Raw genomic sequence first — 23,482 nt, 5'->3', positions numbered from 1 at the left:
CAATAATCTATTAAAAAATTTACTCTTAAAGAAATTCAGTATTAAAACAAGTAAAAAGCAGTTTACCCTATCCTTTTATGAAGAAATTTGTTAAATAAAAATTTTATTTTTTGCTCGTTCTTATTTAAGTTTTATTTTTCTTTGCACTCTACTCATGAAAATACAAAGAATTACATATTTATCTATAGGAACGAACCAAGGGAATAAGTTGCAAAATATTCAAAGTGCTGTTAATTTAATTGCCGATCAAATCGGTGCTATTCAAAAAATTGCAACTGTATATGAAACTCCTTCCTTAGGCTTTGATGGAGCTAATTTTTACAACACATGTATTAAAGTTTCTACTTATTTACCTCCTGAAACCTTGATAAAAAAGTTACTTTTTATTGAAAAAGAACTAGGTAGAATTAGAAATACTTCTGAAGGTTATACCGATAGAATTATTGATATTGATATTTTATTATTTGACGATGAAATAATTTTTTCAAAAAACTTAATTGTTCCACATCCAAGAATGTTAGAACGTAAGTTTGCTTTGGTTCCTTTGGTTGAAATAGCTAGAAATACAATTCACCCAATAGAGAAAAAGCATTTATATATTTGCCTTGAAAATTGTGTAGACAATTCAGAAATAACACCTATTAATGAGGAATTAAAAAGACCTATTCCTATTACCGAAAAGTATAATTATATAGCTATTGAGGGAAATATTGGTGCAGGAAAAACTTCTTTAGCCAATATGATGTCTGATGAATTTAATGCCAAAATTGTATTAGAACGTTTTGCAGACAATCCTTTTTTACCTAAATTTTATAATGATAATGAACGATATGCTTTTCCTTTAGAAATGAGTTTTCTTGCTGATAGATATCAACAATTATCTGATGACTTAGCTCAGTTTGATCTTTTCAAAAACTTTATTGTTTCTGACTACTATATATTTAAATCTTTAATTTTTGCTCAAATCACATTGCAAGAAGACGAATATAAATTATATAGAAAAATGTTCGATTTAATGTATAAAGAAATAACTAAACCTGATTTATACGTTTATTTATATCAAAACACCGAGCGTCTTTTACAAAATATTAAAAAAAGAGGTAGAGAATACGAACAAAATATTGAAGCCAGTTATTTACAGAAAATACACGATGGCTATAGCAACTTTATAAAAACACAATCAGATTTAAATATTTTAATCATTGATGTTTCTGATTTAGATTTTGTAAACAACCCAGAAGATTATCATTTTATAATTAATAAAATCAAAAATCATACAACATAAAAAAAAGCAGCTTAAAAGCTGCTTTTTTTATTTTTTTACCAATTCTAGTTTTTCTGCAAAATAATCACAAAAATCGCGCATTGTTGCACTCATTTTATCATCATTAGTAGCTCTTTCAAATGAATTAGCCATCGATACTAATGTTTGATGAAAAAATTGCTTCATTTCATCTACAGGCATATCTTTAGTCCACAAATCCATACGTAAGGTATCCTTTTTTTTATGATCCCAAACAGACAACATGATTGCTTTTGATGCTTCGTTTGTTATTCCTCCATCTTCAGCACTCCATGAAATCTCTTCTGGAATTCTATTCTCATCTAACCCTACTTTAAAAGTAATCTTTGAAGTATGTTCTATTGCCATTATCTCTTCGGTTTATATTTTGATTTATTGAATATTGTTTCTTCGTTCGTTTGTAATAATTCTCGCAAAGATACATCATTCTTTTTCATATACGAACGTACTATTTGCCAACCTATCCACTCACCTATTCTTCCTGGCGACTCACTATCACCTTCCATATAAAACTTAGAAAATGGAGCTAAGTTTAAAAACCTTTTATCATTTTCTTTACTAGTACTATATAATAAATCCTTTCCTACAAAATACTTCCATATCTGCTCTTCATTATCTACAGCCCAATCAAACTTAACTTTTGGATACCCTATTTTATATTCATCTGGTACATTTGGCAAATAAGCATCCAATAAGTACATTTTCTTTCCTTTATAAATCATTTTATCTATAAAACGTCTCGATCTACTAGGATACATTTGTTTACTTATTATTGCCTTGGCAACATCAACAATTATATTTTCTTTTTTATTATTCTCTTTAACATATCCAGGATAGTCATTATAAAACTTATGCTGTTTTCCTAAATAAGAATCTAATGAAATTAACAGCAAACTGTCTGAATAAACAATACGATTATCATAATCAATATTAGTAAGCATTGTAATTACTTTCGGACTTACAAATTTTGGATTGTAATACTTTACATGCTTAAATAACGAAACCAATTCTAAATCCAATTCATTTACATCACTATATAAACGTTGAGTTTCTATAAACAACTCTTGTTCATCTTTATCATTACGTTTATTTACCCATACACTATCGTGAACATTTAAAGGAAATAATATTGGGTATTCTTTTTTTACTTGTTCCAAACTCTTTTCTGACGTGTTGTAAAAATCTATATCAAAACGATCAATTTTTACATTAACTTTTATGTTAGAAACATTAACGTCTAACTTCGATTTCTCTTCTTTTTTACAAGAAATCATTCCTAAAACTAAAACACAAAGTGTCAAAAATTTTCTCATGAACTTTAGTATATTTACATTCAAAATTACAACGTCGAAATTACTAAAATAGTTTATACGATCTTTATATAAACTCTTACTAAAATATCTTTTATTATGAATACACCTAAAGTAGCTGAACATATAATTCAATGGTTAAAAAACTATGCTAACAATGCTAAGGTAAATGGTTTTGTAGTAGGTGTTTCTGGAGGTATTGATAGCGCTGTTACTTCTACTTTATGTGCCAAAACTGGTCTACCTACTTTATGTGTTGAATTACCTATACATCAAGCAGAAAGCCAAGTTAATAGAGCCAATGAACACATTAAACAACTTAAAGAACGCTTTGACAATGTAAATGAGGTTGAAGTTAATTTAACTTCTACATTTGAAGACTTTAAAACTTTAGTACCTGAAGTTGAATCTTCTGCTAAAACAGATTTAGCATTAGCCAATACTCGTGCGCGTTTGCGTATGACAACTTTATATTATTTTGCTGGTTTACACGGTTTATTAGTTGCTGGAACAGGTAATAAAGTTGAAGACTTTGGTGTTGGTTTTTACACAAAATATGGAGATGGTGGGGTTGACTTGAGCCCTATTGCTGATTTAGTAAAATCTGAAGTATATGCTTTAGGAGAATATTTAGGTGTACCGGACTCTATCCAAACAGCACAACCTACCGATGGTTTATTTGGTGATAGCAGAACAGACGAAGACCAAATTGGTGCTTCATATGATGAATTAGAATGGGCTATGGAAATGCAAAATATAGGGAAAACTAATGATGATTTTTCTGGTAGAGAACTAGAAGTATATAAAATATATACGCGTCTTAACCGAATTAACCAACATAAAATGATCCCTATACCAGTTTGTGAAATCCCTTTAGATTTAAAGTAAGTTAACCAATATTATTTGCCGTTTAATCTTTTGATAAGTACGTTTCTTTTCACCGTTAGATATCTTAAACGGCAATAAAATCTAGTTAACATTAAACTACTCGGTTTAACTTTTCAAAAAGGCGCTTTTTTAAATCGGTATAATTAGAAATCTCTTCTAAATCAGGCATTTTATTTTCCGTTTGTACTTGTTCTAATATTTCTTTAATTTTTTCTTCTATCAAAACTCTTCTTAAATTCAATACTGCATCTGACACTAGTTTAGGAAGTATTTTTATAGTATCTGTTACAAACACTTCTTTTCTTTCCCAATCGCTTAATGAATATTTTTCTTCATCCATTAAAACATTAGTAACTAGGTTTGATATGTTAGTATCTTCATGCATAATCAATTGATCTATAGATATTTTCTCATCTTGATTCAATTGATGTATTAACTCATAATAAGTTAACCTAAATACTTCATTGGTAAATTCAATTTCGTCTTCTTGTAAATTAAGATACAACTCATTACATACTGAGTTTTGGTACTCTTCTTTTTCTAAAATAGGTCTTCCTTTTTCATCTACCCCATCTACCCAGTTTACAAAATCTATTACTTCATTTCCATACAGTAATAATATCCTTATTACTTCTTTTTCTAAAATATTTAATTGATCTATTTTCTGGTTTGCCTTAGCTCCTTTTCCTTTAACAACCCCCATTCTAGGCTGCTCTCTTTCCTGAGAACGTTGGGGCTCTGAATAAGAACTTTGCGATTGACCTCCGCTATTTCCTCCACTCCTACTTAATAATTGTGCTAACTCACTAAACAATACTCTTTCGGATATATCCATAATATTAGCACATTCCTGTACGTATACTTCTCTTTGAATCCCATCCGGAATTTTGGATATGCTCGTTACAATATCACGAATTAACCCTGCTTTTTTTACTGGGTCATTGGCAGCCTCCTTCATTAATAAAGATACCTTGAACTCAATAAAATCTTGTGCTGTATTTTCTAAATATTCTTTTAATTCTTTACTTGAATGTGATTTCGCAAAACTATCAGGATCTTCTCCTTCAGGAAAAGAGACAACTTTTACATTCATTCCTTGTTCCAGAATCAAATCAATACCTCTTATCGAAGCTCTAATTCCAGCTGCATCTCCATCAAATAAGACAGTTATATTCTTCGTTAAACGATTTATTAAACGTATTTGATCTGGGGTTAAAGCAGTACCTGATGAAGCTACTACATTTTCTACTCCAGATTGATAAAACGAAATTACATCCGTATATCCTTCTACTAGAAAACAATTATCTTGTTTAGCAATTTCTTTCTTTGCATGATAAATACCGTATAAAATTTTACTCTTATGGTAAATATCACTTTCTGGTGAATTTAAATATTTGGCTGCCTTTTTATCATTTGTTAGTATTCTTCCTCCAAAACCTAAAATACGACCAGACATACTATGGATTGGAAACATTACACGTCCTTTAAAACGGTCAAATTTTCTATCTTGAGCTCCACCTTCTTTTACAATAGTTAAACCTGTTGATTTTAGAAATTTAAGATCGTATCCTTTATTTAATGCGGCATTGGTAAAATTATCCCATTCATCTTTACAATATCCTAAATCAAATTTTTCTATTATGTCTTCTCTAAAACCTCTTTCTTTGAAATAAGACAACCCTATTGCTCTACCTTTTTGGCTATTCATTAATATATCATGAAAATAGTCCTTAGCAAATTTTGAAACCAAAAACATACTTTCACGTTCATTCATCTGTTGTTTTTGCTCGTCAGATTGCTCAGTTTCTTCTATCTCAATATTATATTTTTTTGCTAGCCACCTAATAGCTTCAGGATAAGAATAATGTTCATGCTCCATTAAAAACGATACTGCATTCCCTCCTTTTCCTGTACTAAAATCTTTCCATATTTGTTTTACTGGAGATACCATGAATGAAGGAGTTCTTTCATCTGTAAATGGACTTAACCCTTTAAAACTACTTCCCGATTTTTTTAACTGTACAAACTCTCCTATCACTTCTTCCACTCTTGCAGATTCAAATACTTTTTCTATCGTTTGTTGAGTTATCATTGGCTATAAATATTGAATTTTCAAAGATAATGCTTTTAAAAATTTTCTTTTTTAAAAAAATAAGAGTATATTTATTAAGCTTTAAGTAGTTAAAAAACAAATACTTATGAATAGAAAAAGGATATCCCTCGTACTCCTGTTTACCATTCTATGCATAGCAAATGGTATATCTCAAAAAAGAATTAGTGAACTTTTAAAAAACAAAAGTCTTGAACTAAATAAAGTTGAAGAATACGTTTTAGAAAAAAAAATTATACCTCCTCAATGTGGTTCTATTTACGACATAAATCTAATTAACAGTGAACTAAACCTTCATAAAAACACTTCTTCAAACTCATTTGATGATTCTAAATATGTTATTAATGTATTTTTTCATATTGTTAATAAAGATGATGGAACCAGAGAAATTCCGATAGAGGAAAGTAACATTATTGAAGCTATCACAATACTTAACGATAAATTTAATCAGTTTGATATATTCTTTAAGTTTAAAGGCTTCAATCATATAAATAATTCAAATAAGCTTACCATTTTTCATGGGCTTCAAGGTCAAACTCCATTTGGTACTTTCAATGAGTTAGTACAATACTCTAAAGACATTAATAAATATCAGGATGATAGTTTTAATATTTTTATAGTTGATAAAATTTTCAACAACAATATTCAGTTTATTAAATATTCTGGTATGGCTAATAGAAATGGTGTTAATACTGTTATTGACGATGAGTATTTACTAACTTCAACTTTGCCACATGAAATTGGACATAACTTATCTTTATTACATACTTATCATAACTGGAATAGTTCAAATTGTGAATTAGCTCACGCAAACGACCATGTTGATGATACTGCTCCATCTACTACTTATGACAGTAGCGAAGTTGACTCTGATTGTTCTACATACACTGGTACCAACAATAATTCTAAATGCAATATTGAGTTTTCCAATATCCCTGCTAATAATTTTATGAGTTCAAGCACATTACCTTGTAGATCTTTAGACAATGCAGTTTTTACAAAAGGACAAGGAGATAAAATGAGAACAGCTATTAGAGAAAATTCAGCTACTAAATTTGCTAAAGTCATGAACTCTCTAGAAAGTTTATACGAACCTTACGCTTCAAAAATTACCTTAGGAGAAGTTACACATACAGAGCCTGACCCTAATAATTTTGGCAATGAAATTGTTTATAGAACTCCAAGTAAAATTGTTCATAAGTTTCAAAAAGGATTTGATTATGAATTTTATCATACACAAGCTCCTTGTGATACTCCAGGAAAACTCAGATTAGAACATACTGTAAGTAAAAATGAAACTCCAGAAGATATAGGATATATTAGAGCTGTAAAAATTAAACAACTTGGAAACGACATTATTGTCTACACTTGCCTAGGAGGACTTAAAGCTAGAAACGCTAATTCAGTACCAATTACTTCTGTTACTATTACCTCTAAGGAATCATTAGGCGATAGCTATTATAAAACACAAACATTAGGATTGAACGACATTAAAACAAATCCTTATTATGAACGGGAATTACCACCTAATAAATATTATTTTATAAAAAAGGTTTTAGAAAACGGCATACAAATAAAAAGAACAATCTATAAAATTGATATTTAATTTTTTATCTTTTCATTGTTGTTATGGTAAAAACCTTTTAACGGTTTAAACTTAAAAATAAGTTCTCTTTTAAGGGTAATTATATCGAAATTTTATACTTTTGACGCTAAAATTCCCTTTTTATGAAAACATATATAGGCCTTTGGTTATCTTTATTTCTATGCGCTAATTTATTTTCTCAAGAAACTATCCGTATACCTGATATTGGTCTTGAAGAATGCTTAATTGACTTAGATATTGATACTAATGGTTTAAATGGTAACATTTTAGTTAGCGATGCAGCGTATGTTGTTAATTTAAATATTAATGACCCTATAACAAACAAACTATTACCAAATGTACACTCTAAAATTAAAGATTTAACTGGTTTAGAAAGCTTTCCTAATTTAAAGCGTTTAGATTGTTTTGGTAATAATATTACTAAGATTGATTTATCAAAAAGTAAATCGATTACTTTCTTAAACTGTAGTGAAAATCAAATAGAAAGCTTAGATCTTAGTAACAATACAGAATTGGTATATGTAAGTTGTGACAATAATAAATTAAGTAGTTTAATTTTAGGAAATAACGATCGTTTAGAAACTCTATACTGTAGCTTTAACAACCTAACTGAACTTGATCTGAAAGGTTGTCACAATCTTGAAAACTTAGATGCTACTAGTAATAAAATAGATGTTATCGTAGCTAACGATTCTCAACTTAATAACATTCCTTCTGGTTGGTATAAAGACAAAAGCACATCATTTGCTAATAAGGCTTTAGAAACTCTTAACACAGGTACTGTTGTTAAAAACACAGAGAAAACACACATACCTCAAAACACAACTCCTCAAAAAAAGGTAGAAACACCAAAGGTTGCTACAAATAATGAATCTAGTGATTCAGCCGCTAATTATTATGAAAAATTCCAACTTTCGGTTATTACTGAATATGATAAATTGGTATTAGATCAAGCTCACTTAGACAATAAAAAAGTTGAAGTTCAACAAAAATATCAGCTAAACCCTGAGCAACTTACTCAATGGATAGCTAAATACTCTAACTTAAAGGCTAATAATAGCGCTTCTAACGCAAGTTCTCAGAAAAAAAGCACTATTGCTCATTATTCCAAATTTAAAAGAGCTGCGGTAGAAGAATATGAAAATTTAGTATTAAGCCCAGCTTACTTACAAAGCAAAAAAGAGGAAATTCAAAAAAAATATAAGTTAAACCCTGAACAATTTGCAGAATGGATAAACTCATTTGGTACTCCTTCTTTAAAAGCTAAAACAGAGCAACCACAAGAAACTACGGATAGTCATTATACAAAGTTTAAAAAAGCTGTTGTTGGTGAATATGATGCCGCTGTTTTAAATCCAACTTATATACTAAGTAAGAAAAAAGAAGTACAACAGAAATATAAATTAACCCCTGTTCAACTTAATGAATGGATTAAAAAGCATAGCAAAATTAGAAGTTAATCTTAGTTTCAAAATAGTATTATAAAAAAAGACCACATTTTAAAAATGTGGTCTTTTTTATTTATGAATTAACTAAATTTAAGAAGCTGCTCTCAATTTCTTTAAAGCTGACTTCGTTAATTTTGCCTCAGCATATTCTTTTGTTACTATAAACTCTTTATCATCAGAACTAGGCATATCAAACATTGCGTCAGTTAAAATAGCTTCACATAACGAACGTAATCCACGTGCTCCTAACTTGTACTCTATTGCTTTATCTACAATGTATTGTAAAGCTTCTTCTGTTAACGAGAAGTCTACATCATCCATAGAGAACAATTTAGTATACTGCTTAATAATTGAGTTTTTAGGCTCTGTTAAAATAGCTCTTAAAGTTTTTGCATCTAAAGGATTCATGTAGCTTAATACAGGTAAACGTCCAATGATTTCTGGTATCAATCCAAAAGACTTTAAATCTGAAGGAATAATATACTGTAATAAATTACTCTCATCAATCTTGTCTTCATCTATTGACGCACTATAACCTACCGCCTGCATATTTAAACGATTACTAATAATTCTATCTATTCCAGAAAATGCTCCTCCGGCTATAAATAAAATATCTTTAGTATTTACCTCAATAAACTTTTGTTCTGGGTGTTTTCTACCTCCTTTTGGTGCCACATTTACTACGGCTCCTTCTAAAAGCTTTAATAAAGCCTGTTGAACACCTTCTCCAGAAACATCTCGAGTTATTGAAGGATTATCACCTTTACGTGCTATTTTATCAATCTCATCAATAAAAACAATTCCTTTCTCTGCTTTTTCAACATCATAATCAGCAGCCTGTAATAAACGACTCAAAATACTTTCTACATCCTCTCCTACATACCCTGCTTGAGTTAAAACTGTTGCATCAACAATTGAAAATGGAACATTTAACATTTTTGCAATGGTACGAGCTACTAATGTTTTCCCTGTTCCTGTTTCTCCAACTAAAACAATGTTTGACTTTTCAATCTCAACTTCATCTTCATCATCTTTAACTTGTAATAATCGCTTATAGTGATTATACACAGCTACAGACATTGCTCTTTTAGTTTCTGTTTGTCCAATAATATACTCATCTAAAAAAGCTTTAATTTCTTTTGGCTTCTTTAATGTTAAATCTTGAGACAAACCTCCAGTTTTAGCTTCAGCAATTTCTTCCTCAACTATTCCATGAGCTTGTTCAATACATTTATCACAAATGTGTGCATCTAAACCAGCGATTAATAAATCCGTTTCTGGTTTTTTACGCCCACAAAAGGAACATTGTAAATTTTCTTCTTTCGACATCCTATCAACTTTGAGCTAATTATTACTTAGCTATTGTTATTCTTATTTTCTTGTTAAAATTTCATCAACCATTCCGTAAGCTTTTGCTTCGTCAGCTTTCATCCAATAATCTCTATCAGAATCGGCATGAACTTTGTCAAAAGGTTGTCCTGAATGGTGTGAAATAATATTATATAATTCAGTTTTCAACTTCCCTATTTCTTTTACAGTAATTTCCATATCAGAAGCTTGCCCTTGTGCTCCTCCCAATGGTTGGTGAATCATAATACGAGAGTGTGGTAATGCTGAACGCTTTCCTTTTTCTCCTGCACACATTAAAACTGCTCCCATTGAAGCTGCCATACCAGTACAAATTGTTGCTACATCTGGCTTAATAAACTGCATAGTATCGTAAATACCTAAACCTGCATAAACTCCACCTCCTGGTGAATTGATATAGATTGAAATATCTTTGCTTGCATCCACACTTTCTAAGAATAATAATTGCGCTTGAATTACATTAGCTACTTGGTCGTTAATACCAGTTCCTAAAAAGATAATTCTATCCATCATTAAACGAGAAAAAACGTCCATTTGAGTAATATTCATTTGACGCTCTTCCATAATGTATGGAGTTAAACTGCTTGTTACTTTTCCTAAATATGTACTATTTATTCCGTGGTGCTTTGTTGCGTATTTCTCGAATTCTTTTCCGTAATCCATTCTTAAAATGTTTTTTTGGTTATATGATGTAAATATAAGAACTATTTCGTTAGTATTTTGTTACTGTTTATGGCTAAAAAAACCTGAATTTTCATTCAGGTTTTTCAATCATATCAGTCTTAAACTGTTACTTATATACTTCTTTAATGAAATCTTCGTAAGAAACTTCTTTCGTATCAAAACTCATATTCTCTTTATAGAAAGCTAATAATTTTTGGCTTATTAACTGTCCTTGTAATTTTTGAGCCTCATCTTGATTTTGTAAGATTCTTCCTGCGATATCATCTAACTCTTTTTCTTCTGGGTTCATGTTACCAAACTGAGCCATTTGAGCACGGATAAATCCTTTTGCATAGTCTACTAACTCTGCATAGTCTAATTTGATATCGTTATCTTTCATAATCTTTCCTTCGATTAATTGGTAACGTAATCCTTTTTCAGACTTTTCGTACTCTGCAGCAGCTTCTTCAGTTGTTAATTGCTTCTCTCCAGCAGTTTGTAACCACTTTTGTAAAAACTCAACTGGTAAGTCGAACTTTGTGTTTTCAACTAAGTTTTCAGTAACTGCATTTAACAATTGCTGATCTGCTTGTTGTTGGAATTGCTTTTCTGCGTCTTCTTTAATTTTTTCTTTTAATTCAGTTACAGTGTTTACACTTCCATCAGCAAATAACTTGTCAAATAATTCTTTATCTAACTCTGCTGGTTCAATTTCTGTAATTTCTTCGATTGTTAAAGTAACTGGGATCTCTAATTCTTTAGCATCATCATGAGAAACTCCTAAAGCTTGTTGTAATTTGTGCTCTTCTTCGAATAAGTTTTTAGTTTTTAACTCTAAAACATCTCCAACTTTAGCTCCAACAAACTTCTTTAAGTTAGTTTTTCCTTTAATATCTTTTACAGAGATTGTAGACTTTTTGTTAATCTCTTTTTCTTCGTTTACAAATGTACCAGTAATGTTCGCTACTTCTGTACCTTCTTCTTTAGCTGACATTTTTCCATAGCGAGTTTGAATGTTTTCTAATTCTTTCTCGATTAATTCGTCAGTTGCAACAATATTATATTGAGTTACTTTTTTCTTTGGCTTTAAGTTTACGTCAAATTCAGGAGCTAATCCTAATTCGAACTCAAAAGAAAATTTATCAGCATCCCAATTAAAATCATCTTGTACTTTTGGTAATGGGTTACCTAAAATATCTAACTTCTCTTCAACTAAGAATTTATTTAATGATTCTTGTAAAAGCTTGTTTACCTCATCTATCATTACTGATTTTCCGTATTGCTTCTTTACCATCCCCATTGGTACTTGACCTTTTCTAAATCCTGGGATGTTCGCTGTCTTACGGTAATCGTTTAATACTTTTGTTACTTTATCTTGATAATCTTCTGCAACTATATCAACTTTTACAACTGCGTTTAGCGCATCTACGTTTTCTTTTGTAATATTCATCTTAAAATCTGTTTCTTTAAAATCGGGTGCAAAATTACTACTTTATTTATTTAGAAACAAGACAATTAGACACAAGAATATCGACTTTCTTTTCTTTTATTTAATCGCCTTACTTCTTGATTCTAAACATCTTGTGTTTTTTAATTCTTTTCTTCTTTTAAAAGCGAGAATAGGATTGACCTAAATATGGACAATAACACACTAAATAATAATGCTGCAAAAAATCCACTTACCACAAATCCTCCCACTAACTTACCTGCTAACAATATTATAATTGCATTTATTACAAAAAGGAACAAACCTAAAGTAACTATAGTAGCTGGTAGTGTAAAAAATATTAATAACGGACGCACAAACATATTTAGCAGTGAAATTACTGCTGCAACTATTACAGCCGTAACATAATTATTTACCGCTATTCCTGGTAATATATTTGCCAATACGATAACAGCTAAAGCCGTTAACAATAATTTTAAAAATACTTTCATTTCTTCGTTTTTTTTCTTTAAATCCATAACCATACCAAAGCTAAAAGACTGCTGTTTTGGCAGTTTAGTAAATTATTTTAACTATTTTTAATACCTCTTTTTATTTTTTAACAACAAAAAAGTCATGTTTAAAAAAGCCATCTTCTTCTTTCTATTCTTATTTTTAATATCAAACTACAATTATTCTCAATCGAGAAAAAACTTTGAAGACATTAATAAAATTTGGTTTAAATTTTATCAAGCATTTGATTCTTTAGATTATCAAATAATGGGGGAAATCCACTCAAAAAAACTAATTAGAATCTCTGGCGGAAAAAGAATTTCTGATTACAAAACATATATAAATAATTATAAAACTAGTTTTTCTAAAACTAAAGAGAAGAATATTACCAATAATATTTCACTTCGTTTTTTTGAAAGAATTAATAACGATTCTATTGCCAGTGAAAGAGGTATTTACAAATTAACAAGAAAACAACCTGACAAAAAAGAACAAATTTATTACGGTAAATTCCACGTAATTCTTATGAAAGAAAATAATGTTTGGAAAATTTTCATGGATTATGATTCGAATGAAAATAACAGTATTGGTGAAAAAGATTATGTAAAAGCTCATGATATAAATGAACTTGATGTATTTATTTTAAAAGCTCCTTAACACTTTTAATTTAAACTTTTTTCATTTCTCTAGGTCTAAATAGCAAACAAAACCTTTTGAATTATGAAAAGATTTAATTTTACTTACTGTATAGTTTTTTGCTTTTTCATTAGTACTGCTAATGCACAATTTGTTAGAAACACTAAAGAAGTTATAGATAATAAAAAAGAGATTAAAACTAATAAAGCTCAACTAGAAAAAGACTTTAAACAACTTCATAGTTTTAAATCAAAAATTAACGCTTTTGAAAACGCTTTTATTAATCACAATAACGCTAAACTTAAGAGAATAAAAGCCGATCTTCTTTCTGACATGAAAAGAGAAATTGCTCAAAGTGAACGAAAAATTACACAAGACCAAAAAGAGGTAAAGAGAAGTAAATCTGAATTAAGAGCCTCTAAACGAGAAGCAAAATTATCAAGAAGAGATGTTGTTTATAGAAACACAAAAAAACAACGTCGTGAATACGCCGATGATGTTCGTGATAAAAGAGATGATAAACGTGACCTTAGAGACGACCAAAGAGATTTAGCTTTTCAAATTTCGAGAACGAACAGACAAAAAGAGATTTATCGTTCTATCAAAGCTTACAATTTAGTTATTTCTAAAAACAAGTCTGGCAAACATAAACTTGCTACCAACACTAAATTATTACGTGAATTTGCTAAAACTATGTTAGCTGATATTAATGCTACCAAAGCGGAATTAAAAGAAGACCACAAAGAAGTTAGAGAAGATAGAAGGGAACGTAGAGAAGACAGAAGAATATAACAAAATTCTATTTTTTATTTAAATGCGACAAAGTCCTGGTTAGTAATACTAATCGGGGCTTTATTTTTTTAAACCTTGCTCTATTTGAGTTATTAATGCCTTTTTAACCTCACCATCTTCCAAAAGCAACTTCAACAGACTTTCTTTCACCTGATTAGCAATTACCTCTGGTTCATACAACGAACTAGGCTCACTTGCTATATATTCTTCTTTGTTATTTAAAAGCATCTCTCCTCTTCCCGTTAACAACCATGTTGGATCTATTTCTGGAAACGAATGGAGAATTTTGTTTAACACATTACTCTTAAATGACGATTTTCTTCTAATTGCTGTTCCTATTGAATTATTTGAAACGTTAATTTCCTCTTCAAAAGACCTGATATTAAACCTTTTATAATTAATTATTTGCTCTACTCTTTTATACGTTTCATCTATAAAATCTTCCATTCAAAAACAACTTTTTTCTAATTAATTTTGATTTTTGTTTGTATTAAGGAATTTTGTTTGTATATTTGTAGTGTTATAAGTACAAAATACGTACAAATATAAAATTATTTGTTATGTGTTTTATAAAAATTAATTACAGTTTTTATGATATCAATAACACAACGCAATGAATTAGAAAAAATTAAACCTCCTAAATACAGAGAAAAGGTTCGAGAGTTTTTAATTCAAAATGGACATAAATTTTCCTTAGAAACTATTCAAAAAGTTTACTCTGGAAAAAGAAAAAACTTAATTATTGCTAGAGCTATTATTACCGTTTTCAACAACCATCTCAAAGAACAAGAATCAATTGATTCAGAACTTAAAAACCTCATTAAACAAATAAAAAAAGATTAAGCAATAATTTAAAAACATTAAATATTTAACTAAAACAAAAAGTATAAGAGAAAATCAACAAACACAACTCTTCTCTAACCACTAATTATTAAGCTCTTTAAACAACAACTCCATTTAGTCTTGGTTCCTTCAAGAGACAAAGAACATCATACTCTTACTCTGTTTAAATAATAATTAGCAACCAATTACCTTAATAACAACTTAAGCTTTCCTTACTTGATTTAAAAAGAGTAGCTATACAAACATGTTTGCTCTAGATATTAAACACGTAATATTTAAATTTAAAAACTATGAAATATTTAAAAATATCAACAATACTTATTGTACTGTTTTTAAGTTGCCAAATTGAAAAGGAAACGGATTCAGTTATTCAACTAAATGCTGTTGATCTGACACTTCAAAAAAACGAAAACTTTTTTAATCGTCTTGAAGAGTTATCAACTACCAAAAACAAAAAAGAGATAAATACTAAAATAGAAACTATCTTAAATGATTATTATGACAACCAAGCTGATTTAAAATCAAAAACTAAATCTTTAAACGAAATTCAAAACGAAATATTGAAACAGTATTTCTCTAATTTAAATACAAAAGACAATATAACTCAGTTCACTAACTCATACACCCAACAAATTCAAAACAAAAACATTAGCCAATCTGACAAACTATTTTGTATTAATGCCATAGATTTTTATCAGAAACTAATGAATTATGTTAATTTAAGTAACAATACCTAAGAAGCTAAGGAATGAGAAGATTGTGCTCATCGTGGCTGCATGAATTGTTGCATGTATAGAAAAGCACAAGATTTAGCAGATTCAAACTGGGTTGACAAAGCATTCTCTTAGTTTCGGCTGCTCAAACTACATCCAAATGGTTTGGTTCTTACTTATGGGATTGCATTTAATTTTTAACTAAAATAATTTTTTCATGAAAAGTTTAAATACTATTGAATGTAAAATTGATTACTTAATAGCTATTATTTCTTGTACACTATTATTTATAGTCATCAAGAAATTAATTCCAATATGCTTATATGGTTTGTTCACATTAATTACAGCATTTTATTTTTTCCCAATGCGATTATTAATTAATCAAAAGAAAAACTTTATAAGTGGAGAACGTTTCTTTTTAATCGCTTCAGGTGTAATTTTTTCATCAATTTTAGTATTATCAATATTATACCTATATGTAAACGATAATTCTTTTTTCAGAAACGCCATTATAGTTTTCAGTTTTACCAATATTACACTCATGATGTATTTTTATTTAAAGTTTAATAAACTTCTTTTACTAAACTTTATTTTCACTTTTACATCATCAATTTTACTTTTCTAAAAAAGCAAGAACCTCTTTATAAAAATCTTTTGGATTTTCTGCATGTAGCCAATGACCCGCGTTGGCTACTGCTTTTATTGTTGAATTTGGAAAATGTGCTTGTATAAGCGGCTCTTCATTTTCAGAAATGTAACCAGAATTTTCTCCTTTCAAAAACAATGTTTCACCTTCAAAAACAGTAAAAGAAGGCAAAGCCTCTCCTACTTCATTGTTATTTTCTGTTAACGATTTTAAATTAAACCTAAAAGCCAACTTACCTTTTTCTTTCCAATATGTGCTCTTTAATAAAAATTGACGTATTCCAGGCTCTGGAATTAATTCCATTAATTTTTCTTCTACTAACTTTCGTGAATTATGAATTTCAAAATCCACTGAGTTTAATGCTTGTAAAATATCATGGTGATGTGGTGGATACATTCTTGGAGAAATATCAGCTACTATTAACTTTTTAACAAGTTCTGGATATTCAGTAGCAAACAACATTACTGTTTTCCCTCCCATCGAATGTCCTAACAGGTTTACTTGTTCTAAACTGTAATTTTCTATGTAATTGTATAAATCCTCAACCATTAACTCGTAATCAAACTCATCAGAATGAAAACTACGACCGTGATTACGCTGATCTATTAAGTGAACTTCAAACCCATCTTCAACAAATTTATTCGCATGAGATTTCCAGTTGTCTCCCATTCCAAAATAACCATGTAATATCAAAAGTGTTTCTCCCTGTCCTAAAATTCTTGAATGTAGAATCTCCATTTTACTTCAACCTATCTAAATACATGTTTACAACATTCTCTAATCCCAAGTACAATGATTCCGATATAAGTGCATGACCTATTGATACTTCTGCTAAGTTAGGAATGTTTTCCTTGAAGAATTTTATGTTATCTAAATTTAAATCATGTCCAGCGTTAATTCCTAAACCTAATTCATATGCTAAAACAGCAGCTTCGGTATAAGGTTTTACAGCCTCAATATTACCAACCTCATACTGAGTAGCAAACTCTTCTGTATATAACTCAATTCTATCTGTTCCTGTTTTAGCTGCAGCTTCTATGAGTTTTAAATCAGTATCAATAAAAATTGATGTTCTAATTCCATTCCTTTTAAATTCAGCAATTACATCTTGTAAATAAGCTTGATGCTTAATAGTATTCCATCCAGCATTAGAAGTTAGCGCATCAATACTATCTGGCACTAAGGTTACTTGTGTTGGTTTAATTTCCAACACCATTTTCATAAATTTATCTATTGGGTTTCCTTCAATATTATATTCTGTAGTAACTATTGATTTAAGATCATAAGCATCTTGATAACGAATATGACGTTCATCTGGTCTTGGATGAATAGTTATTCCTTCTGCTCCAAAATCTTGAATATCTGTTGCAACTTTTAATAAATTAGGAACGTTTCCCCCTCTTGAATTACGTAAAGTTGCAATCTTATTAATATTTACACTTAACTTTGTCATCTTATAAAATTAAACCACAAAGGTAAATCATTAAAACTTTTTAAACTATATTCGTAGTAATGAATATAAACGATTTTATACTTACAGATATTAAGGCTCTTACTTTAAAGAGTACTGTAAAGGACGCGCAAAAATTATGCGAAAACTTACCTATAACTCACATACCTATAGTAGAAAGTGGCAAACTAATTGGGTGCTTACCAGAAGCTGATGTACAAATTATAGAAGACAAAAGTGGTTTACTTAGTGAATATTCATATTTATTAGACCTATTTTACACAAACGAAAAAGCTACATTATTAGATTTAATAGTTTTATTTGCTGATAATGATTCTAATTTAATTCCAGTTTTAAACAAGGAAATGAATTACATAGGGTACTATGAGCTAAACGATATTTTAGACGCTTTTGCTGATAGCCCATTTTTACACAATGAGAGCGATACTCTAATCATTACAAAAAATAAAAATGATTACTCCATGAGCCAAATTGCTCAAATCGTAGAAACAAATAGTGGTAAACTACTAGGTTTTTATATTTCTTCTGAAGGCCAAGACAATGTGCAAATTACTTTAAAAATAATTTCTGAAGAAATAAATGAAATCATTCAAACTTTTAGGAGATACGACTATAATGTTATTACACAGCATGAAGATGATTTTTATTTAGAAGAGCTTAAAGACAGAGCTGCTTACCTAAGAAAATATCTAAACATGTAACCTTAAAAACACTAATTAGACGTGAAGAAAGTAGCTATATATGGTCAATCCTATACCATTACAGCAGAAAAAGAGATTAAAATTTTATTATCTGCTTTAGAAAGTAAAAACATTGTTGTTTTTTTTGAAAAAGAATTTTACGATTTATTAATTGAAAATAATTCATTAGCTAAAAAGTACCCTACCTTTTCTCATTTTAGAGATTTATCAAATTCATTTGATATGATGTTTAGCATCGGTGGAGATGGAACTATTTTAAGAGCTGTAACTTATGTTCGTAACCTTGATATTCCTATATTAGGAATTAACACAGGCAGATTAGGCTTTTTAGCTACAATTCAAAAAGACCAAATAAATGAAGCTGTTGATTTATTATTAAAAAAAGAATATACGATTCAAGAAAGAACTTTGCTTCAAGTTAAAACAAATCCAATAGCAGAAGATTTTTCTGAATTAGATTTTGCTTTGAATGAAGTTACTATTGCTAGAAGAAATACAACTTCAATGATAGGTGTTAAAACCTATTTAAATGAAGAATATCTTACCAACTATTGGGCAGATGGCTTAATTATATCTACACCAACAGGTTCTACAGGGTACTCTTTAAGTTGTGACGGCCCCGTAGTTTTACCAAACTCAAAAAGTTTTATTATTACTCCTATTGCCCCTCATAATTTGAATGCAAGACCAATGGTAATACCAGATGAAACGTCAATACAACTTGAAGTAAGCGCTAGAGAGAAAGACTTTTTAATTTCTCTTGATTCGCGCATTACAACTGTTTCTCAAGAAACAAAAATTAAAATTTCTAAAGCTCCTTTTACTATTAAAAGCATTTTATTAAAAAATCAATCTTATCTAAAAACCTTAAGAGGTAAACTTTTATGGGGTGAGGATACGAGAAATGAATCATTATAATCTCCCTTGATTACAATAAAACCCTAAAAAAAAAGTTAATCAAAAAGACAGATTATTAACTTTTTAAAGCAAATTCATTTTCCTATATTTGCACGCTATTTTAACGATGAGAAAATTTTTTCTATTCATATCATTTGCTTTTGCAGCAATAACAGTTTTATCGCAAACTCATGAAATTGGGGTATTTCTTGGAGGCTCTAATTATGTAGGAGACATTGGTAGGACTAATTATATTTATCCAAATAAATTGGGAGGTGGTCTTATATATAAATATAACTTAAACCCAAGAATAGCTTTAAGAGGAACATATACGTACATTCCTGTTTCTGGTGATGATGCTAATGCAGAAAATCCATTTAGACAGAATAGACCTCAAGGGACTTTTAGATTCAACAATACCATTAATGAATTCGCTGTAGGTCTAGAATTTAATTTCTTCGATTACAACATAAGCGATTATAAAACAACTTTTACACCATATATATTGGCTGAAATAGCAGCTTTTAACTATAAAAGCCCTACTTCTGTTAATACTGCAAACAATACAATTACGCTAACTAATAAATTTTCTTATTCAATTCCTGTTGGTATTGGAATAAAAGGAAGGTTAGCAGACAATTTAGCAATTGCTTTTGAAGCAGGTGCTCGTGTAACCTTTGTAGATGATATAGATTTCACTACAGACAAAATAAACTCTTTAAATTTTGGAGGTTCAGGAAATGATTGGTATATGTTTACAGGATTCTCAATTGTTTATACCTTTGGAAGACCTCCATGTTATAGTGGATTAGCAAATTAAATATGGAAAAAAAACTACAAAGCATTGACTTACAAAAAGTCCCAAATCATATTGCCGTAATTATGGATGGTAATGGAAGGTGGGCAAAAGGGAAAGGAATGCAACGTGTTTTTGGTCATAGAAATGCATTAACAGCCATTAGAGAAACTGCTGATGCAGCATCTGATTTGGGTGTAAAATTCTTAACTCTTTATGCTTTCTCAACCGAAAACTGGAATAGACCTAAGCTTGAAGTAGATGCTTTAATGAGTTTACTCGTAACTACTCTTAAAAAAGAATTACCTGATTTTCAACGAAAAAACGTTAGGGTAAACGCGGTAGGTAATATTACTAGTTTACCAAAAAGTGCTCAAAAAATTTTAGCTAAGGTCATCGAAGAAACTAAGAACAATACTAAGATTACTTTAAGCTTTGCTCTAAGCTATGGTTCTCGAGAAGAAATTGTTAATGCTATCAAAAACATATCTAAAAAAGTTGTTAATAACCAATTAGATATTGAAAAAATAGACGAAAAAATTATAAATAATCATTTATATACATTTAATTTGCCCGACGTTGATTTTATGATACGTACAAGTGGGGAACAAAGAATTAGTAACTTCTTACTTTGGCAAATGGCGTATGCTGAATTATATTTCACAGATATATTATGGCCAGATTTTAGAAGAGAACATCTTTTCGAAGCAATAATTGATTATCAAAATAGAGAGAGAAGATTTGGAAAAACTAGCGAACAGATTGAAACCAATGAATAAATATTCGTATTTAGTAGTATTTTTTATCGCCTTTATTACGGCGAGTACACAAGCACAAAACACAATTCCTAAGGACAGTACAGCTACAAATAGTATTATTTCTTATGAAAAAGGTAAAAACTACATTTTAGGAGGAATTACTGTTACTGGTTTGCAAAAATTTAGTGAGCAAACTGTACGTGTTTATACAGGTTTAGTTGATGGGCAACCAATTAAACTTCCTGGTGATAAACTTTCAAGTGCTATTAAAAAATTATATGAGAGTAAACAGTTTAGCGAAGTTGATGTATATTTATCTAAAAGAGATGGTAATACTGTTTATCTTCAATTTGACGTAACAGAATTACCTCAATTATTAAATGTTACTATTACTGGAGTTAGTAAATCTAAAAGAAAAGAAATTCAAAAAGAAACTGACCTTAAAAAAGGAGCTATGGTTACTGATAACTTGATTGTAACCACTAGAAACTACATTAAGAAAAAATATACTGATAAAGGTTTTTTAAAGACAAAGGTTACTTTGGATACAAGAAAAGATACTTCTGATGTTAACACTGTTAGCATGAATATTTTCATAGACAAAGGAAAACGTATTAAAATTAAAGAAATTAATTTCATAGGAAACAAAGCTATGTCTAGTGGAGCTTTACGTGGAGCTATGAAAAACACAAAACGTAAGTTTTTAGGTCGCTTTTGGAAGTCATCTAAATATATTTTAGACGATTATAAAGAAGATTTAGAAAGTATCCTTGAAAAGTATAGTGAAAATGGGTATCGAGATGCTAGAATTTTATCGGATAAATTAACATGGAATGATGATAATACTATCAATTTAGAAATCGAATTAGATGAAGGTCGCCAGTATCGTTTTGATGATATTAAATTTATTGGTAATAAAAAATATTCAGATGAATATCTACAAAGTATATTAAGAATTGAAAAAGGAGATATTTATAATGGAAAAGTATTAAAAGAGCGTATCTCTGGAGACGGAACCCCTACTTCAACAGATATACAAACATTATATCACAACAATGGTTATTTATTTTCTCAAGTAAATGCTGTAGAAACTAAAGTAAAGAATGATTCGATTACTGTTGAAGTTCGAATTCGTGAAGATGAACCAGCTACAATTAAAAAAGTTACTGTAACTGGAAATGATAAAACCAATGACCACGTAATTTTTAGAGAATTACGTGTTAAGCCAGGTGATTTGTTTAGTCGTCAAAACATTATTCGTTCTATTCGTGAAATTGGACAATTAGGTTTCTTTGACGCCAATGTAACTCCAGATGTAAAACCTGATTATCAAAATAAAACTGCTGATATCGATTTTTCAGTAGTAGAAAAAGGAGGTAGTCAAATTGAACTACAAGGTGGTTATGGAGGTGGATCATTCATTGGTACTTTAGGGTTATCTTTTAACAACTTCTCAATTAGAAACATTTTTAATAAAGAAGCTTATAAACCATTACCAATGGGAGATGGTCAAAAACTATCACTAAGATTGCAAGCAAGTAGAACTTTTAATACTTATAGTTTTTCGTTTACTGAACCATGGTTAGGAGGTAAAACACCACAATCTTTATCTTTTTCTGTTTATTTATCTAATCAATATAGATTTAATTTTCAGACTAATGCTGTTGATAGAAGTCAAAGTTTAAGTATTATAGGGGCTACCATTGGATTAGGTAAACGATTAAATTGGCCTGACGATTATTTTTCTCTATCTCAAAGTATTAGTTACCAAAGAATTGAGCTTCAAAATTATGGTTACAGAGTGGGGTCATCAAACGATGTAATAAGTCAAGGAAACCTAAATAATTTAGCTTATAATGTTGCTTTAAGTAGAAATTCTGCCGGACCTAGTTTGATATTTCCAACTTATGGTTCTGAATTTACAATAAGAGCAAAAGCAACTTTTCCGTATTCTTTAGTTAATGGAAAAAACTATACTGAACCTGATAATCCAACAAACGAACAAAGGCAAGCTTTTTTAGCTGATAAGTATAAATGGCTAGAATATTATAAAATTTCTGCTAAAGGAAAATGGTATACCGCTTTAGCTGATAAATTAGTACTTATGTCTAATTTCGAAATGGGATATTTAGGAACTTATAATGATAAATTAGGATTAACACCAGTAGAAAGGTATTTTGTTGGAGGAGATGGTATAGCGCAAGGACAATTAGACGGTAGGGAAGTTATTGGACTAAGAGGTTATGAAAATAATAGACTTTCATCTATAGATGGAGGTTCAATATATAATAAATTTCAATTAGAATTACGTTACTCTATTACAGATAAACCATCTGCTTCAATTTATACATTAGGATTTTTAGAAGCTGGTAATTCTTATGACAATTTTAGTACATTTAATCCGTTTAATTTAAAACGTTCAGCTGGACTAGGTATTCGTATATTTATGCCTGCCTTCGGATTATTAGGTATTGATTTTGCCCATGGGTTTGATCCATTACCTGGTTTAACCCAAAAATCTGGTTGGCAAACACATTTTATTATTGGAAGACAGTTCTAAAACCTTACATTTGTAATGTGTCTGGTTTTTGGCA

At 29.6% G+C, this 23,482-nt stretch carries 24 protein-coding genes; 14 read left to right on the top strand and 10 right to left on the bottom strand.

Going from position 1 to position 23,482, the window contains the following annotated elements; translation table 11 throughout:
- Positions 1-154: 154 nt before the first annotated feature.
- Positions 155-1,285, top strand: a complete 1,131-nt coding sequence (gene folK / locus F7018_RS10465) for a 2-amino-4-hydroxy-6-hydroxymethyldihydropteridine diphosphokinase (protein WP_150900012.1) — start codon at positions 155-157, stop codon at positions 1,283-1,285.
- 27 nt (positions 1,286-1,312) lie between these two features.
- Here the strand turns inward: folK and gldC are convergent, their stop codons facing one another.
- Both gldC and gldB read right to left on the bottom strand, forming a co-directional pair.
- Positions 1,313-1,651, bottom strand: a complete 339-nt coding sequence (gldC, locus tag F7018_RS10460; RefSeq protein WP_150900011.1) for a gliding motility protein GldC — start codon at positions 1,649-1,651, stop codon at positions 1,313-1,315.
- Positions 1,651-2,616, bottom strand: coding sequence for a gliding motility lipoprotein GldB (gene gldB / locus F7018_RS10455; RefSeq protein WP_150900010.1), 966 nt, complete (start codon positions 2,614-2,616; stop codon positions 1,651-1,653). Before gldB ends, gldC begins: the two co-directional genes overlap by 1 nt.
- 96 nt (positions 2,617-2,712) lie before the next feature.
- Between gldB and nadE the strand changes: the two genes are divergently transcribed.
- Entirely contained in the window at positions 2,713-3,501 is a 789-nt protein-coding gene (nadE, locus tag F7018_RS10450; RefSeq protein ID WP_150900009.1) for an NAD(+) synthase, read from the top strand.
- 91 nt (positions 3,502-3,592) lie between these two features.
- Here the strand turns inward: nadE and dnaG are convergent, their stop codons facing one another.
- Positions 3,593-5,593 (bottom strand): DNA primase, encoded by a 2,001-nt coding sequence (dnaG, locus tag F7018_RS10445; protein WP_150900008.1) that lies wholly within the window; start codon positions 5,591-5,593, stop codon positions 3,593-3,595.
- A gap of 106 nt (positions 5,594-5,699) precedes the next feature.
- On the opposite strand from dnaG, the gene F7018_RS10440 reads away from it, so the two are divergent.
- Positions 5,700-7,217 carry a M43 family zinc metalloprotease gene (locus tag F7018_RS10440; RefSeq protein ID WP_150900007.1) on the top strand — a complete coding sequence of 506 codons (1,518 nt, stop codon included), beginning with the start codon at positions 5,700-5,702 and terminating at the stop codon, positions 7,215-7,217.
- Positions 7,218-7,339: 122 nt separating this feature from the next.
- Positions 7,340-8,677 carry a leucine-rich repeat domain-containing protein gene (locus F7018_RS10435; RefSeq protein WP_150900006.1) on the top strand — a complete coding sequence of 446 codons (1,338 nt, stop codon included), beginning with the start codon at positions 7,340-7,342 and terminating at the stop codon, positions 8,675-8,677.
- A gap of 78 nt (positions 8,678-8,755) precedes the next feature.
- On the opposite strand, the gene clpX is transcribed toward F7018_RS10435, so the two are convergent.
- From clpX to F7018_RS10415, 4 genes are all read right to left on the bottom strand, one after another.
- Positions 8,756-9,994: an ATP-dependent Clp protease ATP-binding subunit ClpX gene (clpX, locus tag F7018_RS10430; RefSeq protein WP_150900005.1), complete on the bottom strand. Its 1,239-nt coding sequence runs from the start codon at positions 9,992-9,994 to the stop codon at positions 8,756-8,758.
- 42 nt (positions 9,995-10,036) lie between these two features.
- Positions 10,037-10,696 (bottom strand): ATP-dependent Clp endopeptidase proteolytic subunit ClpP, encoded by a 660-nt coding sequence (clpP, locus tag F7018_RS10425; protein ID WP_150900004.1) that lies wholly within the window; start codon positions 10,694-10,696, stop codon positions 10,037-10,039.
- A gap of 127 nt (positions 10,697-10,823) precedes the next feature.
- Complete coding sequence (tig, locus tag F7018_RS10420; RefSeq protein ID WP_150900003.1) at positions 10,824-12,146, bottom strand: trigger factor; 1,323 nt, start codon at positions 12,144-12,146, stop codon at positions 10,824-10,826.
- Between the two features lie 140 nt (positions 12,147-12,286).
- Positions 12,287-12,634: a phage holin family protein gene (locus F7018_RS10415; RefSeq protein WP_150900138.1), complete on the bottom strand. Its 348-nt coding sequence runs from the start codon at positions 12,632-12,634 to the stop codon at positions 12,287-12,289.
- Between the two features lie 124 nt (positions 12,635-12,758).
- Here F7018_RS10415 and F7018_RS10410 point away from each other — a divergent pair, with 124 nt between their 5' ends.
- Together F7018_RS10410 and F7018_RS10405 are read left to right on the top strand one after the other, a co-directional pair.
- Positions 12,759-13,292: a nuclear transport factor 2 family protein gene (locus tag F7018_RS10410; protein WP_150900002.1), complete on the top strand. Its 534-nt coding sequence runs from the start codon at positions 12,759-12,761 to the stop codon at positions 13,290-13,292.
- A 63-nt stretch (positions 13,293-13,355) separates the two neighbouring features.
- The gene (locus F7018_RS10405; RefSeq protein WP_150900001.1) at positions 13,356-14,063 is read left to right on the top strand and encodes a hypothetical protein; all 708 of its coding nucleotides are present in this window, start codon (positions 13,356-13,358) and stop codon (positions 14,061-14,063) included.
- 60 nt (positions 14,064-14,123) lie between these two features.
- On the opposite strand, the gene F7018_RS10400 is transcribed toward F7018_RS10405, so the two are convergent.
- Positions 14,124-14,510 (bottom strand): hypothetical protein, encoded by a 387-nt coding sequence (locus tag F7018_RS10400; protein WP_150900000.1) that lies wholly within the window; start codon positions 14,508-14,510, stop codon positions 14,124-14,126.
- Positions 14,511-14,654: 144 nt separating this feature from the next.
- Between F7018_RS10400 and F7018_RS10395 the strand changes: the two genes are divergently transcribed.
- From F7018_RS10395 to F7018_RS10385, 3 genes are all read left to right on the top strand, one after another.
- Positions 14,655-14,906, top strand: coding sequence for a hypothetical protein (locus F7018_RS10395; protein ID WP_150899999.1), 252 nt, complete (start codon positions 14,655-14,657; stop codon positions 14,904-14,906).
- 290 nt (positions 14,907-15,196) lie between these two features.
- Entirely contained in the window at positions 15,197-15,643 is a 447-nt protein-coding gene (locus F7018_RS10390) for a hypothetical protein (RefSeq protein WP_150899998.1), read from the top strand.
- Between the two features lie 193 nt (positions 15,644-15,836).
- Positions 15,837-16,244, top strand: a complete 408-nt coding sequence (locus F7018_RS10385; protein WP_150899997.1) for a hypothetical protein — start codon at positions 15,837-15,839, stop codon at positions 16,242-16,244.
- Here the strand turns inward: F7018_RS10385 and F7018_RS10380 are convergent.
- Together F7018_RS10380 and F7018_RS10375 are read right to left on the bottom strand one after the other, a co-directional pair.
- Positions 16,233-17,003: an alpha/beta fold hydrolase gene (locus F7018_RS10380; RefSeq protein ID WP_150899996.1), complete on the bottom strand. Its 771-nt coding sequence runs from the start codon at positions 17,001-17,003 to the stop codon at positions 16,233-16,235. The genes F7018_RS10385 and F7018_RS10380 overlap by 12 nt on opposite strands.
- Before the next feature lies 1 nt (position 17,004).
- Positions 17,005-17,718, bottom strand: a complete 714-nt coding sequence (locus F7018_RS10375) for a pyridoxine 5'-phosphate synthase (RefSeq protein WP_150899995.1) — start codon at positions 17,716-17,718, stop codon at positions 17,005-17,007.
- A 59-nt stretch (positions 17,719-17,777) separates the two neighbouring features.
- Here F7018_RS10375 and F7018_RS10370 point away from each other — a divergent pair, with 59 nt between their 5' ends.
- The 5 genes from F7018_RS10370 to bamA all read left to right on the top strand — a co-directional run bounded on the left by F7018_RS10370 (position 17,778) and on the right by bamA (position 23,448).
- On the top strand, positions 17,778-18,437 hold the full coding sequence (locus tag F7018_RS10370) for a CBS domain-containing protein (RefSeq protein ID WP_150899994.1): 660 nt from the start codon (positions 17,778-17,780) through the stop codon (positions 18,435-18,437).
- 21 nt (positions 18,438-18,458) lie between these two features.
- On the top strand, positions 18,459-19,355 hold the full coding sequence (locus F7018_RS10365) for an NAD kinase (RefSeq protein ID WP_150899993.1): 897 nt from the start codon (positions 18,459-18,461) through the stop codon (positions 19,353-19,355).
- A 106-nt stretch (positions 19,356-19,461) separates the two neighbouring features.
- Positions 19,462-20,154, top strand: a complete 693-nt coding sequence (porG, locus tag F7018_RS10360) for a type IX secretion system protein PorG (protein ID WP_150899992.1) — start codon at positions 19,462-19,464, stop codon at positions 20,152-20,154.
- Positions 20,155-20,156: 2 nt separating this feature from the next.
- Positions 20,157-20,909 carry an isoprenyl transferase gene (locus F7018_RS10355; protein WP_150899991.1) on the top strand — a complete coding sequence of 251 codons (753 nt, stop codon included), beginning with the start codon at positions 20,157-20,159 and terminating at the stop codon, positions 20,907-20,909.
- Positions 20,902-23,448, top strand: coding sequence for an outer membrane protein assembly factor BamA (gene bamA / locus F7018_RS10350; protein ID WP_150899990.1), 2,547 nt, complete (start codon positions 20,902-20,904; stop codon positions 23,446-23,448). Before F7018_RS10355 ends, bamA begins: the two co-directional genes overlap by 8 nt.
- Positions 23,449-23,482: the final 34 nt, after the last annotated feature.

Source organism: Tenacibaculum aiptasiae (genome assembly GCF_008806755.1).
GTDB classification, from domain to species: Bacteria; Bacteroidota; Bacteroidia; order Flavobacteriales; family Flavobacteriaceae; genus Polaribacter; species Polaribacter aiptasiae.
Note: the sequence above shows the minus strand (reverse complement) of the source record. Positions and strands in the feature narration are given on the sequence as shown.

Bases quoted from the DNA above. Each gene is read 5' to 3' on its own strand.
- F7018_RS10385 (WP_150899997.1), top strand. From the start codon at position 15,837: ATGAAAAGTTTAAATACTATTGAATGTAAAATTGATTACTTAATAGCT.
- gldC (WP_150900011.1), bottom strand. From the start codon at position 1,651: ATGGCAATAGAACATACTTCAAAGATTACTTTTAAAGTAGGGTTAGAT.
- clpP (WP_150900004.1), bottom strand. From the start codon at position 10,696: ATGGATTACGGAAAAGAATTCGAGAAATACGCAACAAAGCACCACGGA.
- F7018_RS10375 (WP_150899995.1), bottom strand. From the start codon at position 17,718: ATGACAAAGTTAAGTGTAAATATTAATAAGATTGCAACTTTACGTAAT.
- F7018_RS10440 (WP_150900007.1), top strand. From the start codon at position 5,700: ATGAATAGAAAAAGGATATCCCTCGTACTCCTGTTTACCATTCTATGC.
- F7018_RS10415 (WP_150900138.1), bottom strand. From the start codon at position 12,634: ATGAAAGTATTTTTAAAATTATTGTTAACGGCTTTAGCTGTTATCGTA.
- F7018_RS10395 (WP_150899999.1), top strand. From the start codon at position 14,655: ATGATATCAATAACACAACGCAATGAATTAGAAAAAATTAAACCTCCT.
- F7018_RS10400 (WP_150900000.1), bottom strand. From the start codon at position 14,510: ATGGAAGATTTTATAGATGAAACGTATAAAAGAGTAGAGCAAATAATT.
- nadE (WP_150900009.1), top strand. From the start codon at position 2,713: ATGAATACACCTAAAGTAGCTGAACATATAATTCAATGGTTAAAAAAC.
- tig (WP_150900003.1), bottom strand. From the start codon at position 12,146: ATGAATATTACAAAAGAAAACGTAGATGCGCTAAACGCAGTTGTAAAA.
- F7018_RS10355 (WP_150899991.1), top strand. From the start codon at position 20,157: ATGGAAAAAAAACTACAAAGCATTGACTTACAAAAAGTCCCAAATCAT.
- F7018_RS10405 (WP_150900001.1), top strand. From the start codon at position 13,356: ATGAAAAGATTTAATTTTACTTACTGTATAGTTTTTTGCTTTTTCATT.
- bamA (WP_150899990.1), top strand. From the start codon at position 20,902: ATGAATAAATATTCGTATTTAGTAGTATTTTTTATCGCCTTTATTACG.
- F7018_RS10410 (WP_150900002.1), top strand. From the start codon at position 12,759: ATGTTTAAAAAAGCCATCTTCTTCTTTCTATTCTTATTTTTAATATCA.
- F7018_RS10390 (WP_150899998.1), top strand. From the start codon at position 15,197: ATGAAATATTTAAAAATATCAACAATACTTATTGTACTGTTTTTAAGT.
- dnaG (WP_150900008.1), bottom strand. From the start codon at position 5,593: ATGATAACTCAACAAACGATAGAAAAAGTATTTGAATCTGCAAGAGTG.
- F7018_RS10370 (WP_150899994.1), top strand. From the start codon at position 17,778: ATGAATATAAACGATTTTATACTTACAGATATTAAGGCTCTTACTTTA.
- gldB (WP_150900010.1), bottom strand. From the start codon at position 2,616: ATGAGAAAATTTTTGACACTTTGTGTTTTAGTTTTAGGAATGATTTCT.
- porG (WP_150899992.1), top strand. From the start codon at position 19,462: ATGAGAAAATTTTTTCTATTCATATCATTTGCTTTTGCAGCAATAACA.
- F7018_RS10435 (WP_150900006.1), top strand. From the start codon at position 7,340: ATGAAAACATATATAGGCCTTTGGTTATCTTTATTTCTATGCGCTAAT.
- folK (WP_150900012.1), top strand. From the start codon at position 155: ATGAAAATACAAAGAATTACATATTTATCTATAGGAACGAACCAAGGG.
- F7018_RS10380 (WP_150899996.1), bottom strand. From the start codon at position 17,003: ATGGAGATTCTACATTCAAGAATTTTAGGACAGGGAGAAACACTTTTG.
- clpX (WP_150900005.1), bottom strand. From the start codon at position 9,994: ATGTCGAAAGAAGAAAATTTACAATGTTCCTTTTGTGGGCGTAAAAAA.